The sequence below is a fragment of the Pseudanabaena sp. PCC 7367 genome, from assembly GCF_000317065.1.
Classification (GTDB): Bacteria; Cyanobacteriota; Cyanobacteriia; order Pseudanabaenales; family Pseudanabaenaceae; genus Thalassoporum; species Thalassoporum mexicanum.
On sequence record NC_019701.1, the window covers coordinates 1,599,541 to 1,616,349 of the forward strand.

The 16,809-nt window shown below is 45.6% G+C and carries 17 protein-coding genes; 5 read left to right on the forward strand and 12 right to left on the reverse strand.

Annotated elements, in window-relative coordinates; genetic code table 11:
* Positions 1-136: 136 nt before the first annotated feature.
* The gene (locus PSE7367_RS20245; protein ID WP_015164519.1) at positions 137-3,115 is read right to left on the reverse strand and encodes a methyl-accepting chemotaxis protein; all 2,979 of its coding nucleotides are present in this window, start codon (positions 3,113-3,115) and stop codon (positions 137-139) included.
* Between the two features lie 857 nt (positions 3,116-3,972).
* On the opposite strand from PSE7367_RS20245, the gene PSE7367_RS06200 reads away from it, so the two are divergent.
* Positions 3,973-4,587, forward strand: coding sequence for a L,D-transpeptidase (locus PSE7367_RS06200; protein ID WP_015164520.1), 615 nt, complete (start codon positions 3,973-3,975; stop codon positions 4,585-4,587).
* Positions 4,588-4,778: 191 nt separating this feature from the next.
* Here the strand turns inward: PSE7367_RS06200 and PSE7367_RS06205 are convergent, their stop codons facing one another.
* Entirely contained in the window at positions 4,779-5,234 is a 456-nt protein-coding gene (locus tag PSE7367_RS06205) for a hypothetical protein (RefSeq protein ID WP_156800353.1), read from the reverse strand.
* 44 nt (positions 5,235-5,278) lie between these two features.
* A complete protein-coding gene (locus PSE7367_RS06210; protein ID WP_015164522.1) occupies positions 5,279-5,650 on the reverse strand; it encodes a DUF4342 domain-containing protein in 372 nt (123 codons plus the stop codon).
* A gap of 524 nt (positions 5,651-6,174) precedes the next feature.
* Between PSE7367_RS06210 and PSE7367_RS06215 the strand changes: the two genes are divergently transcribed.
* Positions 6,175-6,759, forward strand: coding sequence for an alpha/beta hydrolase (locus PSE7367_RS06215; RefSeq protein ID WP_198013446.1), 585 nt, complete (start codon positions 6,175-6,177; stop codon positions 6,757-6,759).
* Between the two features lie 222 nt (positions 6,760-6,981).
* Positions 6,982-7,602: a Cif family virulence factor gene (locus PSE7367_RS06220; protein ID WP_015164524.1), complete on the forward strand. Its 621-nt coding sequence runs from the start codon at positions 6,982-6,984 to the stop codon at positions 7,600-7,602.
* On the opposite strand, the gene PSE7367_RS20250 is transcribed toward PSE7367_RS06220, so the two are convergent.
* The 5 genes from PSE7367_RS20250 to PSE7367_RS06245 all read right to left on the reverse strand — a co-directional run bounded on the left by PSE7367_RS20250 (position 7,599) and on the right by PSE7367_RS06245 (position 11,772).
* Entirely contained in the window at positions 7,599-8,369 is a 771-nt protein-coding gene (locus PSE7367_RS20250; RefSeq protein ID WP_015164525.1) for a GNAT family N-acetyltransferase, read from the reverse strand. The genes PSE7367_RS06220 and PSE7367_RS20250 overlap by 4 nt on opposite strands.
* Before the next feature lie 23 nt (positions 8,370-8,392).
* Positions 8,393-9,733, reverse strand: coding sequence for an FAD-binding oxidoreductase (locus PSE7367_RS06230; protein WP_015164526.1), 1,341 nt, complete (start codon positions 9,731-9,733; stop codon positions 8,393-8,395).
* Between the two features lie 191 nt (positions 9,734-9,924).
* Entirely contained in the window at positions 9,925-10,632 is a 708-nt protein-coding gene (locus PSE7367_RS06235) for a transglutaminase-like domain-containing protein (RefSeq protein WP_015164527.1), read from the reverse strand.
* A gap of 18 nt (positions 10,633-10,650) precedes the next feature.
* Complete coding sequence (gene bchM / locus PSE7367_RS06240; RefSeq protein ID WP_015164528.1) at positions 10,651-11,343, reverse strand: magnesium protoporphyrin IX methyltransferase; 693 nt, start codon at positions 11,341-11,343, stop codon at positions 10,651-10,653.
* A gap of 171 nt (positions 11,344-11,514) precedes the next feature.
* On the reverse strand, positions 11,515-11,772 hold the full coding sequence (locus tag PSE7367_RS06245; protein WP_015164529.1) for a CRR7 family NDH-1 assembly protein: 258 nt from the start codon (positions 11,770-11,772) through the stop codon (positions 11,515-11,517).
* A 477-nt stretch (positions 11,773-12,249) separates the two neighbouring features.
* On the opposite strand from PSE7367_RS06245, the gene scpB reads away from it, so the two are divergent.
* Positions 12,250-12,768, forward strand: a complete 519-nt coding sequence (scpB, locus tag PSE7367_RS06250; protein WP_015164530.1) for an SMC-Scp complex subunit ScpB — start codon at positions 12,250-12,252, stop codon at positions 12,766-12,768.
* A gap of 261 nt (positions 12,769-13,029) precedes the next feature.
* On the opposite strand, the gene PSE7367_RS06255 is transcribed toward scpB, so the two are convergent.
* From PSE7367_RS06255 to PSE7367_RS06270, 4 genes are all read right to left on the reverse strand, one after another.
* Positions 13,030-13,581 carry a hypothetical protein gene (locus PSE7367_RS06255; RefSeq protein ID WP_015164532.1) on the reverse strand — a complete coding sequence of 184 codons (552 nt, stop codon included), beginning with the start codon at positions 13,579-13,581 and terminating at the stop codon, positions 13,030-13,032.
* Between the two features lie 138 nt (positions 13,582-13,719).
* Positions 13,720-15,207 (reverse strand): hypothetical protein, encoded by a 1,488-nt coding sequence (locus tag PSE7367_RS06260; protein ID WP_015164533.1) that lies wholly within the window; start codon positions 15,205-15,207, stop codon positions 13,720-13,722.
* A gap of 46 nt (positions 15,208-15,253) precedes the next feature.
* Positions 15,254-15,541 carry a GlsB/YeaQ/YmgE family stress response membrane protein gene (locus tag PSE7367_RS21090; RefSeq protein WP_015164534.1) on the reverse strand — a complete coding sequence of 96 codons (288 nt, stop codon included), beginning with the start codon at positions 15,539-15,541 and terminating at the stop codon, positions 15,254-15,256.
* A 15-nt stretch (positions 15,542-15,556) separates the two neighbouring features.
* Positions 15,557-15,760: a YqaE/Pmp3 family membrane protein gene (locus PSE7367_RS06270; RefSeq protein WP_015164535.1), complete on the reverse strand. Its 204-nt coding sequence runs from the start codon at positions 15,758-15,760 to the stop codon at positions 15,557-15,559.
* Between the two features lie 484 nt (positions 15,761-16,244).
* Between PSE7367_RS06270 and PSE7367_RS06275 the strand changes: the two genes are divergently transcribed.
* Entirely contained in the window at positions 16,245-16,703 is a 459-nt protein-coding gene (locus PSE7367_RS06275; protein ID WP_041699167.1) for a GNAT family N-acetyltransferase, read from the forward strand.
* Positions 16,704-16,809: the final 106 nt, after the last annotated feature.

Genomic DNA, 16,809 nt, shown 5'->3' on the forward strand with positions numbered 1-16,809 from the left:
TTTAATTTAAATCCTTTTGTTTGACTGTGATCCTATCGCCTTGGTGGCCAGATGTGCAGTGATTTCGAGTTAGTTAACAATAATTCTAGTTTGGCGATCGCTACTCGATTAGCATTGCTCAGCCAGGGTGTCTAGATTATTCAACGATGAATTTGGACATCGAATGTTGTAATTGTTCGATGTTTTGCACTGCAACCTTAAATGAATCCGAAATTTTCTTCGATGAACCAGCGGTACGCCCCGATACCTTGGCCAGATCCCGCATCAACCCCGACACACATTCCGCCGTATTAGCATGGGAGTCAGTGGTTTCTGAGATCGTGTTAATCAATTCATCAATTTGCTCTGACACAGCCACGATCTCGGCAATGCTTTGCTTGGATTCTTCTACCAGTTGGGTACTTTCGACCACCTGGGTAGTGCCATTTTCCATCGCATTGATTACCTCACCTGTTTCTGCTTGAATGCCATTGATCAGTTGTTCGATTTCCTTGGCTGCACTGGCAGAACGCGCTGCTAACTCACCCACCTCTTCGGCGACCGACCCAAAACCAGCCCCAGCTTCCCCAGCGCGGTTAGCTTCAATCCCCGCATTGATCGCCAGGAAGTTGGTTTGCACAGATATTTCATTGATTAATGAAACCACCTTAGAAATTCGCTGGGATGATTCACCCAAGCGCTTAATCTTTTTGGCTGTGGCTGCTACGGTGGCCCGCAATCGCAAAATACTTTGCATTGTATTCTCGATCGCTTCGTTGCCACTTGTAGCCGTAGTCATGGCATTTTTAACCGCTGTTGATGCCTCAGCACTGTTATTTTTAATCGATCGCGCCGAGATTGTCATCAGTTGCGCAGAGTTAAGGGTTTTGGTAATTTCATTGGCTTGTTTAATCGCATCGGCGGTTAATTGATTCACGGCAGTTTGGTTTTGACCGATCGATAGATCCACTTGCGCAACAAAGCCCTTGGAGTTGACAACTATTTTTTGTAAGCCATTGATCACTGCATTGAAAAACTCGGAAACACTCTTCATGTCGCCATCGGTTGATCTTGCCCGCACGCTGAGATCGCCCCTGGCCAGCTCCCTAACATCACTCAAAATCTCAATTAAGTGTTGTTGCAGCTTTTCTTTCTCTTGCCGCTGGCGATTGGCCTCAGCTTCTTTTTGCACCAGGTTGGTTTCAATTTTGTTGACAATCAAGCCCAAACTATCGCCGGAAATCTGCACCTCACCTGCTTCAACCCCCGCCAGCCGTTGCAGCGCTTTAAACAATTTCAACACTTGCTGGTGGAGATGTTCTTTTTCCTGTTTTTGCCGTTGCAATAGGCTTTGAAACTCGGTGGCAAGATGATTAATATTGGCAGATAGGATGCCGATCTCATCTTTGCTGCTTTCTTTGAGTTTGATATTAAAATTGCCACGGGCGATCTGGCGGACTGCCTCACTGGCTTGCTTGAGTGGATCGGTAATGCTTTTGGAAGCGATCGCCGCAATTATGCCCATCAGTGCAACCAGAGCCAAACCAGCCGCAGCTAAATAGATAATAAAGTTGTCACTGATTCCTAAGCCGCGATCGGCATTGACTAGGACTGCCCAATTTAAATCTAGTGGTGTGGTGGTGGAAGGGGTTGGTGCAAAAGCAAGGGTTTGACCGGAGGTATTAATCCCATTTACATTTGGCTGGCTGGTGGCCAGAAGTTGGCTTAATTCTGGATAGGTGGCGGTGGCATTGGTGCCAGTTGTGCCGATTCCTTCTGCAATTACATAACTGCCACTATCATCAATCACCGCATATTGATTGCCTGGGTTATCTACCGCATTACTGAGTGCCTCGACTGGCATTTGCACTCTTAATATCAATGCCACTTGCTGCGCCGTCGGATTGACGATCGCCGTAGTTAAAGTGATCGCATAGCCCTGCTCGGTTTCGATTAATTCGCCAATTTGCGGCGCGTTCGCAGGAGCGGCAACAATTTGCGCCAGCATCTCCGGGGCGATCGGCAACGGGTTGATCGAATCCTTAGCCTGTGCCACCAGATTGCCATTCACATCAAACAGAGCAATACTATCAAAACTGCTAAATGCCTGGTTATACAAATCTAATCGACCTTGCAACCATTGCTTCTGCCCTGCTGAGAGAGGTTGATTGGGGCGTAAATTACTAGACGACATCAGATTACCCAACATCTGGGTGCTGTTATATTGCTGCTGCATGAAGCTACCAACCTGACCCGCCAGGCTAGTTGCCTGCAGTTCCCTGGTTTCACCGGTTGTTTGCGCAATTTTGGTTTGATTAAGTCGATAGGCCAAAAAGCCAATTCCGGCAGCGGTTACTGCTGCAACTGCAAATGCTGAAAAAATAAATCGTTGTTTCAAGCTCGATGGCCTGAGCGTGTCCGATTTTCTTGGTACCTGATTGCTCTGTGGCTTGCGCGTCCGGACAGATGGCTTGGCGGTAGATTTAGTAGATTTAGATGTAGACCTTGTTGATTTCGCTCTAGTTGATTTATTTGCCCCTATTGCTACCTGAGCCGAAGTATCATCGATCGCTGCGCTTGGGTGATTGCCATTCTGCGCATAGGCTGATTGTTGTGGCTGAGCTGGTGGCTGTAAAGATTGGTGGTTAATCGGTGCGGCAGAGCCAGGTGGTGGGATTACGCCCCCCGGAGTATTAGCCATTGGTGCAATTTGGGTGGTATCGGGATCTTCGATTAGTTGATGCTCATCCACAATATTTGCGGTTTCCACCAGGCCATTGCTGCTGGTGTCACCGAGCCCATTCAAGCTACCACTGCTGAGATCCAAGCCACCACTAGTGCTACCCGTGTTGCCGGTAGTATCGGAAGCGATCGCCTCAACTGCACTATTTTGAATTTGAGCCAACGAAGTTCTAGCGATATCCAACAAATCTGGATCGTCGGTAAGAGTTAAAACCTGTTGGTATTGCACCCGCGCATACTCAATTTTGCCAGCCTTGCGAAAGGTGGCACCTAGCCAAATATGCAACTTTGGATTACGAGGATCTTCATACAGAAGCTCAGAAAACTGCTGCATTGCATCCTCATACCGTCCTTCTGCATAGGCCTGTAAAGCCTGCTGATAACGGGTAGTCATGCCTATAAATCCCTTCCACTAGAACTGGATGTAACTAAACCGAAGGGGTAGGATTATGTCTCTTCAAAATATTGCTGTCCTACGCCCTTTCTCATTAGACATCAAGCAGGGATAACTCCTCTAGCGCAATTTTGCGGTTATTTAGAACTCAGCCACCTAAATAACCAAAACCTTGACTCTGCTAATGTGGTCAGGTTTTGCAAATGATTTTCGATCGCAACATATGATTAAATATTGCTGAGTATTGCAGATTTAAGCCCCAAGCAACACAATATCTTTGCTGCTATTTGCTATTTTAGCGCCTAGCTCTCTTTACGTGGTCTCGACTAATACTTAATTTAATCACTAAGCTTAATTAACAAACAAGCTAGCTAATAAATACAGCAACTAATTAATGATGGTTACCGTATGGCCTATATGCCCCGTGATTTGAGGTGCAAAGTCTACTGAAGTGTGATTCAGTCAGCACGATCGCCTACCTAAATCTACTAACATCCTGAGCATTATGCAAGTTCCAACAATCGTTGTCTAAATTTTTGGTGTTTAATCTTGTTTAATCTAAACTTTGTCTAATCTGAACTGAGACAAATTGCTATACACACTACTTATTAAGCACAACTCGCTGCTTATTTCTATAATTCCTATATTCTTAAGAACTGGAAATCGCACCATCATAATTATTTAGTTTAAGGATTGCCAATTTTTGGTGGCTACCCTTACGATTGTAGGTAGTACGTTCATCCTAAATCTAGCTTTGCCTGATGAAAATATATCTAAAATATGGTTTTAGATGTGCCAGTGCTTGGCCAGGACTATAGCGAATTAGATTTAGAACAGTAGAAATGGTTGGGGAGAAAATGAATAGTAAGTTCCTGCGCGGATTGAGTATTGCTGCGTCTGCTTTTGCATTATCTGGGTTTGGGGTAGGCCGATCGCCAGTATTTGCTGAAGCAATCAACTCGTTTGCCACCGCTAGCAATCAGATTGAGCAATCACACCACAGTATTAATTCGATTAATATTGATTCTTTTGCGCCAGAGCTAGCGCCGCTGAATCCCACTGCATTGCTGGAAGAAACCAGCCGTGAGATTTCTTTGGTGCTCAAACTCAGCGATCGCCGTGTTTATGTATATGAGGGCGATGTACTCACAACCAGTTTCCCGGTGGCAGTGGGTAAGCCAGGTTGGGAAACACCAGTGGGTGAGTTTACGGTTTTAAACAAAGAAACCGATCCTATTTTTATGGATCCCTTTTCGGGTCGATTGATGCAGCCAGGGCCAAATAACCCCCTGGGCGCAAGGGCGATCGACTTTTGGACTGATGGCCGCAACTTTTCGGCATTTCATGGCACCCCCCACGAGCATTTGATCGGTCAGGCGGTTTCCCACGGTTGTGTGCGAATGCTTAATGCAGACGTGATCAAGCTATATGAAATGGTTAAGGTCGGTACTAAGGTTACGGTTAAGCCATAGCCTTTGACTTATTGAGTTTTTTTAATCACTAGCGATCGCTGGTCTGGGTATTACAGATCAGGGCGATCGCTAACTCCAGCAGCCCACGCAACGCAGTTATAAGCTTTTGTTCTCTGGCTTTCAACACTATATCTGCTCTTTTTGAGTTCGGGAAACGTAACTCAAGTGAAATAGAATCTTTGCGCATCCTACTAAATTAGCCCTTTGTCTTTGCCCCATTGCAACCATTCTTGAGCTGCTTGCTCAAAATTGCTATCAGGACTCACCGGGTTGGTGCCAGTGATTTTATAAAGGGCATAAAACCAATGATCTGGCTCTTTTTCAAGATCATTAAGGATCAGTGGGACAGCTTCTGCTCCTATATTGATAATTTCCTGGTAAGCAGGATGCTTAATGATTTTAGTTATTGATGAGAAACAGGCAGTTTCTTCACGCCATATTGAGGTTAGGGCATCAAATTTTTTTACTAAATTACCACCAGATATATTCTTGGTGGATGAATTATTATGTTCGGCCGTTTTTTGTGATGTATCCATGACCCAAATATTTTTTACTAAAAATGGGACTTTAGTCTTCGTGAAATGAATGTTTTCAGCTATTGATCTTAAAAAGACTGCTTCATGTCTGAAGCCTATTTGCTGTGTCAAAAAATCGGCAAACCTTTGCCCTATGAGCCTATTTTATTATTGGTTTATTCTTTCCGTTCGATCACCAGGGTGAGCTTAACCACCAGCGCCCCGATCGCCCCCAAAGCTGCCAGGATTGGGAACATTGTCACCCCGATCGCGCCCACAGCCACACCCACAGTCATCGGGATTTCAAGCAACACATTGCCCTCATCATTTTTGATGATAATGCGACGAATGTTGCCCTGGTGCAACAGTTCTTTTACCTTATCTACCAGATCGCTACCACTAACCGTAAACTCTTCCACTCTGGTATCGGCCTTTACGCCCTCATCGTTGTCCACTTGAGTTTGTTGCTGAGTTTGCGTTTGATCCTGCGGCTCTGCCGATCGATCTTCGGGGTTAGAATTACCAAACTTATCCTCTGGATTGCTCATGGCTAATTTCTCCTCAAGTCGAGTTTTAATTAACTAAATCTAAATTTAAGCATCAAACCGCAAACGTCTAATTTGCTGGATCACGATCTGATTAAATCTTATATCCATACTTTAGCTTGCTTAATTGAAAATGCACTTCGCCTAATTGGATCGCTTGTGGTGAAGAAAATTGTCTAATCCAAAGTAGGCAACAATAGCATGATTCGCAATTGCTGGCTCGTGGTTATGAAATTATGCTCGATCGAGTCAATTCTACCAAGATCGAAAAGCATAAATACAGAGAGGTTGGCTTGATTTTGCGGAAACCAGAAACTTTTGGATCGCTGATTTCGACTATGATGCATAACAAAATCAGTCATCGCCATATCCATTGTTAATGGTTTTAAACCAGCCAGGCGATCGCCATTACTTTAACCTGGGCATTATTGCCACAGACTCATCAAAGAATATTAATCATTAATCATCAAAGAGCAACTAAGTTGAAAATGTTTAAATCAATGCAATTGGGGGGATCAAGTCAACAGATGAATCAGTCAAATCGATCGCTTTCTGGATTATTGCGTAATTGTCTTTTTGTAATGCCTCTGGTGGCTGGCTTAACCATGCCGTCGATCGCCAAAGCCGCTGATAAAATTACGTTTCGGTTCCCGCCGATCGAACAATCAATTCAGGTGGATGAACTACGCGAGTTTGCCGACACTGGCAAGCAATCTTCAACGCTTAAAACAGTGTTGAATCAAACTGACCTTGATCCCGATGAGATCCAGGAAATGCTGGCTACTGAGCTGGATTTAAATGAGCATGGGGTGAGCCTACGGGTGGCGGAGCGATTGCTCAATACCTATGTAATGGAGTTGGTACTAAAGGATGTGGGTAGGGTGTTCCATCCGCCCAGGGTTGATACGGCTACGGTACAGGCTTTGCGCGGGGCGATCGTAACTTCGCTGGCTGATGATAACAAAATTTCGTTGATTGAGTTTCTGGAGCAATATCCCACGGTGTTGCAGATCGAGGGTGGGGAAATTGATGCCATTTTTAATCGCATCTTTGATGACATTCAGGATCTAGAGCAACCGCTGACGGAGTTGTTTGAAAGCTGGCAAGAGTAATTTTTTGCTGGGGATGGGTGTATGGCAGATTTAATTTAAACAACTAATGGATAATGGATAGATGGCGATCGCCTAGATTAATCGTGCTTTTGAGTATTTGCAGGAGGATTTAATGTTCAGTGCTGCTTAAGTAAGCTTGGGCTGCAATTGCATGATGCTCTCCATCAAGAGCTGATGTTTAGTTCTGCCATAATTAATCTAATCACGCAGCATACAAAGCATATGCCCATCGATCATAAATTCCGGTTTGATTTGCTTTCCATTAATTTATTGGCCGGATTAATCTTGATGATTAGTTTGGGATGGTGGTTATGCTTTGGTATGCCAGCCTATGCGGGAGTAATTGATCTCAGCGATCGCCAACTACCAAGCTGGACAGCGATCGCCCCTACTACTCCTCAGCCCATCACGATCGCCAGTAACCTGATTGCCACCAAACCCGCCCAAATTTCCGAAGCTGAAATCAAGCAATTTTTACAACAATCAGAAACGGCCGCCAACCAGCGTGACATCGAGAAAATGCTAGCCGCCTTTGTGCCGGATGCAACCGTCTCATTTACCAGCGAAGATGGCGAAAAAATTAGCCTCAGCCTGGCGGAATATCGCCGCGTGCTAGAAGATGTGTTTCTTGGCTATGACTACTACCGCAACATGATCGTGGTCGAGTTTGTGAATGTACAGGGCGATCGCGCCAATGTGGGTGGCTCTACCTATGAAAAGATTAATTATAGCCATAGGCCCATTAATGGCGTATCCAAGTGGCAGGCCACGGTAGTCAGGCAAGGTAAAGATTTACGTTTTACGGAAGTGAATTCCTATATTGCCAGGGCGATCCCCCGCTAGGCTTGCGGTTTTTCTTCTTGTTGAAAGGTCATAATTTGCAATGGATAGATACCATCGGGCTTAAAGGAAAGAAAGCCCTGCTTGATCGGTGGGGGCAGGTCTTGCCAATCGATCGGTTTGAATTGAAACCGGGCATAGAAGTTCTGCATTTTAGGTTTACAGACTAAATAAACAGGCGTTGGCTGGGCTTCTTGCAACAGACGATCGGCTAATGCTGCGCCTAGTCCTTGGCCGCGATCAGATGGGGTCACAAATAATTGATAGATCACCCGATAATTCTTACCCCCAGAAAGGGCTGCACAACCAATTAATTGGCTTGATTGGCGATCGCTAGAGTCTTTGTTCATTGCCGCTGTAGACTCGATCGAATTTGGCGGATTCGATGAATTTGTTGAATCTAAAGCAATAGGCGATTCATGCGCTTCAATTACCCAATATTTCGACCAGTTGAACCAGGCTTCACCAAATAAATAGGCCAAATATTGAATTAAGGCCGCCGTGCTAACCAACAAGCCCAGGCTCGAAAAGATCGCCCCTAGTCTGATTAAATTTGAGTCTATGTCTAATCCCAAACGCAGATAAATAAGCACTGCCAGTAGCACAATGCAAACTAGAAAAGGCTTGAGTAGAAAGAGGGAAAGCTTGATTTCATAATCCCAGGATTCTTCTCTGGTAAATGCCCAGATCAACTTTTGCAAGGCTTGTCTGTCCCTGGGTTGGGCAGGACGAATTGTGTAATTGCTATTTAATCGTGATAACGGTGGCATGGCTGCTATCAGCAAGTTAGTGTTTACTTTCCACTTTGTTCAAACCAAGCTCGCATTTTGCCAGGATTCATCAAGCCATAGGGATCAACCATTTGTTTAAATTCCAGTTGTTCCCGATTCACCTGCTTCATGCCACCATCTTCCAGAATATAAGTATGGGGATTAGCAATGAATACACCATTCTCTTCATGATATTTGATGATTTGATCAAGCCGATCGCAATCAGTAAACCTCACAATCTGGATCGCACCGGGCACCACTTCACCAGCCGATCGCACAAACTCCAAATGCATGATTACTTCATCCCCAAAATGCTCATGCATATGCTGCACCAATTTTAAATCTGGATCAGCGGGAAAACCACTTTGTAAATAGGTGAGCGCAGGATCGACGCTACGGGCATGGAGGGTGGTGTGGTTCCAGGAAAACTCCACCAGGCTAGTTCCTTTACTGGCGGCCTGGGCATCTTTTTCATAGCAAAGATCGCCGCCATGTTCTGCAACTAAAACTTTAAAGGATTCTAGATCGGATTCTGCCACCAACACCAGGGCTATATGGGCTTGGGGCGGTATATATTCCCGCAGTGGTATAAAAAAGGTCGGAATCGGATCGGCATGAACGCTAACAAGTTTTTTGATCATGCCATCGCTGGTGGCCAGAGCCTGACCAAAATGGGCGGCGGCCATGAAATCTGTAAAGGCAACAATACATTCAGCCCAGGCATAGGCAGGAGCCAGGGGGATTTCTAGCGCTGTGATAATGCCATTGACACCATAGGCATGATTGACCTTTTGTACCCGATCGCCGCGTAGCTCGATTACCCTTGGTTCGTCTTCCAGGGTCACCACCCGCACTGCCTTGAGGTTACCGCGATCGCGCAATTGACCATACAAAATCGAGCCAATCCCACCACTGCCGCCAGCAATAAACCCACCCACGGTGGCAGTCCGCACCGTTGAGGGCACCATCCGCGATTCCCAGCCAATTTGTCGTGCTTGTTTATCCAGGTTGCCCAGCTTTAAGCCCGGTTCCACAAAGGCTAGACCAGGTTTGAGCCAATGAATTTTTTGCATTTTGCTGGTGTCGAGAATTACACCGCCCTGGAGCGGCACAGCTTGGCCATAATTACCAGTGCCACTACCACGTACGGTGATCGGTATGCGATGTTTGACGCAAGCCCTAGCAATCTGCAAAACTTCTGCTTCGTTGTTCGGTCGCACCACCAGATCGCCTACCTTACCAGTCAGTTGCTGGGTCAAAACCGGACTGAATTTGAAATAGTCCTCCGATAGCTTGGCTACCTGGCTGGGATTGGTGATTGTTTCAATTTGCCCTAACTCAGCAATAAATTGACTGTAATCCATTTAAAGATATGATTTCGCTGTACTAAATTTGCATAGCTAAAAAGGCGATCGGCTCTGATCCTCTCTAATAATGTATTTATGTATTTAATGTATGGGTCAGATTAGATGAAAAGTACGATCCGGCTATGGTAGCTATTCCCCCTATAGCTCATTCTAATTTTGGTAATTAGGCAATACCTTTTTTGCTCTACTTAACCTAACAGACCGGATAGGTTACTGGTGAACAAATTAGCGCTTGTCCGGTCGCAAGTAGACACATTGTCTGGCTCTAGATCAGGAAAATTGGCACACAGCTCCGCCAAGGTGCGATGGGTTTGTAATACCTGCACCACGATCGGCAGGGGGGAGGCCAGAATATTCTCAAAATCTGCTTCCCCGGTTATCTGCGGTGTGTAGGCTAATTGTTCGTGCGGTGGCGTGAATTGGGCATCGATCCGCAATCTGAGTATGGCAACTCTATTCAGAGCATCCTGATTATTTTTACCTACAAAGTCACGATTGCCACGGGGATCGACCCGATACCACCCAAACTCATTTAAATAGATGGCATTAAAGCCATGCAAGCTGTAGGGTGCACCGCGATTGTCAAGGCTGAGCCGTTGGTAGCAAAATCCAGCAGGGATGCCATTTGCCCTCAGTATTGCTGCCAGGAGGTGGCTTTTGGCAAAACAAAATCCGGTTTGATGTTCCAGCACCTGCGAAGCAGAACAGGTGATCGGGTTCATTTGATCATCGCCACTGTGATAAATCCGATCGCGCACCCATTCAAAACTGGCCCTGGCGATCGCAATTTCTTGATTATCTGCCCCAGCATGTGCAGCAGCAATTTCCTCTGCCAGTGCCAAGATCGCTGGATGCTGCCAATCAATAATTGGGTCTGCTTGCAGAAATGCTTCCATAAGGTCGTACCATGCGATCTATTTCACCGCTTCATACACCCTGGAGAAATAAAACTGAGTGGCCGTAAATTCGCTTCGCTTCACCTTAAACCCCAGATCGGCAAGTATTTTTTTGATCGCCTTTTCCGGGTGTAAATAAGCTCTGGTGGCCTTGCTGGAACCAGGGAAAAATTCACCAATCCGCTTGAGCATGGTATAGAAAGGATTTTTGGGCGCAAAGCTGATAATCAAACGCGATCGAGACAACGAGGCCAAATGTCTGATCATCTCCTCCGCTTCATTAAAGGGGTAGTGAATGATCACATCCAGACAAATTACCGTGTCATATTCGCCCGAAATGCCCTCAAGATCATTGACTTCAAACTTCGGGTTTTCGGGGTCAGGCGACAGGCTTTGCGCTTCTGCGATCATCTTGGCCGAAATATCACTGGCGTAAACCTGGGCTCCGGCAGCAGCCAGCGGAAAACTAAGGCTACCCACGCCACAACCTGCATCACAAATGCTCATCCCCACCAATGCGCCATCAGCCCTGAGCCAGCGCAACACATGATCGACGGTCTGTTGATGCCCAACCCGAATATCACGCTGTACCTTGCTAACTTCGCCCTCTCCATAAATACGCCGCCAGCGATCGAAACCATTGCTGTTGAAATAGTCGCGCACTATTTCTTTGTCTTGGGAATAGTTGCCGGTGGGAATTGGTGCTGACATTATTGTTTAGATATTATTGCTTAATATTACTGCTTAATTGGGCTGCTTAAATTTGGATAGACAGAAGTGAGCATAACCGTGATGAGATGCGACATTACGCCCGTTAGTGATTATGAAGCAATTTAAGCCAAAGTCCAAATTCATTATTCGCTTACCTACATTCATTTATCCTCATTTATCCAAGCGCACCACATACCATTGCCAGGTGCCTTGATCTTCAACCTCTAGCTCACAGGCGGTATCGATCAAGCAATCAACCTGGGCTTCAAGGCGATCGAATTTTTGCAGATCGCGCGGCAATTGGTCTTGCATATTAGCCAGTAAATCACTCAATTTCTGGCGCAGCTCTGGCGGGGTCAAGAACTCCTGCTCCATCGTTGGCGACAGCATCACATAATTGTCCTGGTAATACATCATGGCATCTGGCATGGTTTTCTTGCTCCTTTGCTATATCTAATATTGCTAATGAGGGTAGGTGAAGTAGCTGCGATCAAGGTGTGCATATGGGCATATGGTCAATTTGGGCATGTTGATTCGGATCTGCCGATCGCTAAATGCACTAAATGTACCAGTCTAAATTTGGGTCAGATCACATGAATACATCAAACCGTGGCTAACCTGGTATAAACTACATAACTTAATCCAGTTAATTCAATTATTGCCCTAATTAAGTTTGATTAGCTTTGCTATTTCTCGATCATTGAGCTATGAGAACTCTTGCAAAAGTCCAGTATTGCTCCTGTATTGCTCCATTATTGAAACGAGAGAATCATAAGCGTGGCAATTATTTGAGCATTTATGCAAGCAGTCAGTCTATGGAATGGCCTCACGATCGGCACTTGTTAATTATTTTAAGCAATTATGTTAAGCGCCCAGACCTAATTTGGTGCATGAAGGGATTTTGCTATGTCTGAACCATTGTCTGAATCACTACCCGAATCACCACTAATATCAGCCTCCTGGAAGCAAAAGGTGGAGGCGGTGTTATATCTCAAAGGGCAACCGCTGCACCTGGAAGCGATCGCCGAGCTGTTGGGCTGTGAATTGGCGGATGTGGAAGAGGGCTTAATTGAATTAATTGCTGATTATGCCCAGCGGGATAGCGCGATGGAAATTATTGAAACCAGTGCGGGGTTTGCGCTGCGCCTCAGAACCGAGTTTGAAGACCTGGTGCAAAAAATTATTCCTGCTGATATTGGTCGTGGAGCGCTTAGAACCCTGGCGGCGATCGCCCTGAAGGCTCCAATCACCCAGGTGGATCTGGTTGAACTACGCGGTTCGAGTGCCTATCAACATATTCAAGAATTAGTGGCACAGGGATTTGTGCGTAAGCGCCGTCAAGCGGATGGGCGATCGTTCTGGCTCCAGGTAACCGACAAGTTTCATCAGTATTTTGAACTCAATGATCTCTCTGAATTGATCTAACTTGCGCCTGAGTTGATTTCTGGCTCACTCCAAACTTAACGGAACCCACCACCACTTCGCCACGTCATAAAAGAGCAAGTCTAACCAACTTAATCCAACTAACTCAATCTGACCTAGCTGGTTGATTACCAGCAGTGTGTGAGGAAAACCCATCTCAGATGAGGCGATTTGCCAATGGCGATCGCTCACACATCTAGGCAAGGGCGGCATTATGTCGTCCTTTTTTATTGACTTTATTTTCTTTGCGATCGAGAGATACTGCTAATAGCCACCGGATTTTTGATCGGCAGCCCGCCTGCCACAACGTCGCCCCGCCGCATCCAGTTGCCAGGAATAACGACAGTTGCCAGTATAGGCTGGTTGGGTAGGTGAAGTGGTGCTGCGAGTTGATCGATTTGGGTTGTAGGTACTGGGCTGATTACAGAAATCTAGCGTCACTTGGCGACCATCGGCGGTGGTGATGCCACAATTCTGATCAGTCTGATCGGTGATATTTGTAGCATTTGTACTGGTATTAATCTCACTGGCGCTAATGTCACTAACAGTGCATCCCATTGCGGCGATCTCCTCGGTGGAGGGAAATAACGAGCCATCTGCATAATTTAAAATATGCGCCGCATAATCTCGCCATTGCGCCGCAGCCTGAGCATCACTGGACTGACTGCTATATTGCATGGCGATCCCATAGACTAACTGCCAATTCTGGGTGCAATAGGCGGCTTGTAATTCCGGGGTGGTGGCGTGGATGGGGGTTGCCAGCAGGGCGATCGCAGTGCCAGCGCAGATCGAAAAGCCAGATTTAAGTAGATTCATATTGATTTATCTCCTAAAAGTTAGGTTCACTCAATACAAATCTAGCATTTAAATTGGTTAAATGTGTTCAATAAATGAAAATATGTTGTTTTTTAACACAATTAATCGCTTTAATCAGGGGGTATGATCCGGTGTGTTTCAGCGATCGCCTGCCCCTAAATCTTCTGTCTCGCCTTCTTCCATTGCCTGATTCATCCGATCGACCTCGGTCATAATTGCTTCTGGGTCGATCTTGCTCGATTGTTTGAAGTAATTGATTTTTAGTTCTTCCAGCAAATCTGATAACAAGTTTTGTAGCTCTTTCTGGGTGGCCACATCCTGTAATTCAGTTCTTAAAACCTGCTTAACCTGCTCAGTGAGCCGATCGAGCAATTCGCGCCCCTCTTCATCGGCATAGGAAAGCGCCATCACATCGCCGATCGATTGACTCAGGTAATCGGCCAGTTGATCGGTGGCTCCCTGGGGCAGCATTCCGATCAGAGGTAAGTTTTTTAACCCCTCATAAAACTCAAACTGCTTGAAGGATTCTTCCAGGCTGTGGCGCAAAAAAGACTTTAATTCTGGTTGAATCTGCGGCACCACCTTGTAGATTGTTAGTTGCAACAGGCGATCGCTAATCGCTTCGATCTTGTCGATGTTACTAACCTGAATATAGCTGCCATCTTGTAGTAGCATCCTGGCCACTTCACCCTGATTAACCGAATCCTGCACCTGATCGACTAGGCGCACCAGAAGAAATTGAGAGACGCGATCGGCCAGATAGGCGGCGGGCTCATAGGTAACCTGTGCCATAATCCGCTCCAGGTTAATCAAGCGCGATTGATGCAACTTGGCCACCACGGGAATGATGCGTAGCCAGCGCCAGATTGGCGTGATCATAATCAAGTCATACCAACGACGCAGTATGGCATCCCACCAGCTTACTGTGGGTTTGCGTAGACTACGAATAAATGTCCGGAGCAGGAATTCAGCACCAAAAAACACCACAAAGAAAATATCGATCCGCCAGAAGTTATCAATAAAATCACCATTGATATCGATACTGCGGTAATAATTGATCGCCAGGAGGGGACGAACTTTGGCATCAAAAAAAGCCAGCGCTTGACTTATGCCAGCTTCCTCTAAATAGGTTGGGCTCCAGAACTGCTTGAAGGCTTCGGCTGCGGAATTAGTGCCCATCTGTGCTTGCATAATCCGCCGTAATCGCGCAAAAGTACCAAACTTGTTAGCGACAATGAAAGGATTGCGATCGAGTAATGATTGACTCTGCTGGCGTAAATCAGAGAGCAGATTGATAATTTGGGGCGATCGTAGCTCACTGGGCTCACTGGGCTCACTGGGCTCATTGGTGGCTAGCTGGGTAGTAAGCGCATCAACCGTATCTAAATATTGCTCGGTGTCGGGGTGAGGCTCAATATTTTTGATCGGATCATAGTAATGCACCACGATCGGGATCTCGCGCAGATAGATATCTCGCAATGGTACATAGCTGAGATTGAATAGCACCAGCCCAAAATTAATGATCGCAACCACGGCTGCAAGCCTCTTCCACCAAAGCCAAAAAGACTTATTCTCGGCGACCTCTAGTGCTTTTGCCTGCAATTCCTGGTTATTACCAATCTGCATTGATTTTTTGAATTTGGGGTTAATTAACTTACGCCTGACTTCTAGCCTAACGCCTAGGACCAACGATCAATCGATTAACCAAACCCAAGGCGGCAGAAAAAATGGCTGCCCCCACAATACACCAAATGATCGGGAAAGCATTTCCGCTGATTGTAATTGTAAAAATAGGCGGCAAACCGACATATCCTGCGAGCCAAATACCAACGTAGGCACCAATGATGCCCACCACGATCGCACTGATGCAACCGCCGGCGGAGTAGCCAACCATGGTTTGACCAATGCCGCCGCAGATCGCCGCGATCAGCAAAATTAAAAGTATTTCTGGAGGAGTCATAATGCTAGATAAATTCTATCTGGTCAGAATAATCCATACAGCATGAATGATACCAGGAACATAGCCCAGGAATGTTAGCAATAGATTGATCCAGAATTGTGTGCCAATGCCCACTTGTAAAAACACACCGAGGGGAGGAATGAAAATAGCGACCAAAAGCCTGACTATATCTACTGAATCTACACCTTTGGAATTAGCATTAAGATTAAATTTAGACATTGATTGCCTCCTTGAAAATTAGCTTGCTTGACGCTAATTGCTGTCACATAACACCAAATGGCATCCCAAAATAGCAACAATGTATATTTAGCAGCCAATTGTGAAAGGAGAGTGACTTTAAGTGATTAGCTAATGTTTAGTTTTCTGGGCGATCGCAATAGCTCCCTTGTAAGGGTTCAACATTGGTGTAAGAAACGATTATTAAATTTAGAATTGGTGGCTTTTCTTGATGAGTGATGGCAATTAATTACTGCAAGCACATTTTGCTTTAATCTCTTTATCCTGCTTCAGGGTGTAATTGGCTTGAATAGATGCAGATAGACTAACTAATGAGCTAATGAGCTAATGAACTAATGAACTAAGGTTGCAAGATAGATCTGGCTGACTGAGTGGGTTATAGATAATATCTGGCAGGATCAGCATAAAAATAACTAGAGTTTGGTTTTAGATTCAAGACGTAGATAAGTTTATGGCTGGCAAATTTATGACAAGCGGAGAATTACAAGTCACAGCGATCGCCACGTTGAATGAAGCGCAAATGCAAGACCTGCAAGAAATCTATAAAACCACCTGGTGGGCAAAGGAGCGGCAATTGCCAGATATTAATTTAATGTTGCAGCAATGCGACATCGTGGTCGGCTTGTGTGAGCTGGAAACTAACAAACTAGTTGGATTTACGCGGGTGCTCACGGATTATATTTATCGGGCATTTATTTTTGATGTGATTGTGGCGGCAGAGATGCGAGGCAAGGGCTTAGGGACGCGATTGCTGCGGGAGGTGCTGGATCATCCGCGATTGCAAAAGGTCGAATTATTTCAACTGGCCTGCCTACCCGATATGGTGCCTTTCTATGCCAAGGTGGGTTTTCAAATTAGTACGGCAGGGATGACAGGTATGTTTCTCAAGCGCAATACCTCTTCCAACTCGCTCAAAAACTATTGATTGGTGCCTTTGGTATTATCAGCATTGACCTTGGTGTAGATATTGATAAGCCGATATAATCTGGCATATAGGGCTAATCGCCTTTGTTACTAGCTTTAAGTGAGAA

Bases quoted from the DNA above. Each gene is read 5' to 3' on its own strand.
- PSE7367_RS20245 (WP_015164519.1), bottom strand. From the start codon at position 3,115: ATGACTACCCGTTATCAGCAGGCTTTACAGGCCTATGCAGAAGGACGG.
- PSE7367_RS06200 (WP_015164520.1), top strand. From the start codon at position 3,973: ATGAATAGTAAGTTCCTGCGCGGATTGAGTATTGCTGCGTCTGCTTTT.
- PSE7367_RS06210 (WP_015164522.1), bottom strand. From the start codon at position 5,650: ATGAGCAATCCAGAGGATAAGTTTGGTAATTCTAACCCCGAAGATCGA.
- PSE7367_RS06215 (WP_198013446.1), top strand. From the start codon at position 6,175: ATGAATCAGTCAAATCGATCGCTTTCTGGATTATTGCGTAATTGTCTT.
- PSE7367_RS06220 (WP_015164524.1), top strand. From the start codon at position 6,982: ATGCCCATCGATCATAAATTCCGGTTTGATTTGCTTTCCATTAATTTA.
- PSE7367_RS20250 (WP_015164525.1), bottom strand. From the start codon at position 8,369: ATGCCACCGTTATCACGATTAAATAGCAATTACACAATTCGTCCTGCC.
- PSE7367_RS06230 (WP_015164526.1), bottom strand. From the start codon at position 9,733: ATGGATTACAGTCAATTTATTGCTGAGTTAGGGCAAATTGAAACAATC.
- PSE7367_RS06235 (WP_015164527.1), bottom strand. From the start codon at position 10,632: ATGGAAGCATTTCTGCAAGCAGACCCAATTATTGATTGGCAGCATCCA.
- bchM (WP_015164528.1), bottom strand. From the start codon at position 11,343: ATGTCAGCACCAATTCCCACCGGCAACTATTCCCAAGACAAAGAAATA.
- PSE7367_RS06245 (WP_015164529.1), bottom strand. From the start codon at position 11,772: ATGCCAGATGCCATGATGTATTACCAGGACAATTATGTGATGCTGTCG.
- scpB (WP_015164530.1), top strand. From the start codon at position 12,250: ATGTCTGAACCATTGTCTGAATCACTACCCGAATCACCACTAATATCA.
- PSE7367_RS06255 (WP_015164532.1), bottom strand. From the start codon at position 13,581: ATGAATCTACTTAAATCTGGCTTTTCGATCTGCGCTGGCACTGCGATC.
- PSE7367_RS06260 (WP_015164533.1), bottom strand. From the start codon at position 15,207: ATGCAGATTGGTAATAACCAGGAATTGCAGGCAAAAGCACTAGAGGTC.
- PSE7367_RS21090 (WP_015164534.1), bottom strand. From the start codon at position 15,541: ATGACTCCTCCAGAAATACTTTTAATTTTGCTGATCGCGGCGATCTGC.
- PSE7367_RS06270 (WP_015164535.1), bottom strand. From the start codon at position 15,760: ATGTCTAAATTTAATCTTAATGCTAATTCCAAAGGTGTAGATTCAGTA.
- PSE7367_RS06275 (WP_041699167.1), top strand. From the start codon at position 16,245: ATGACAAGCGGAGAATTACAAGTCACAGCGATCGCCACGTTGAATGAA.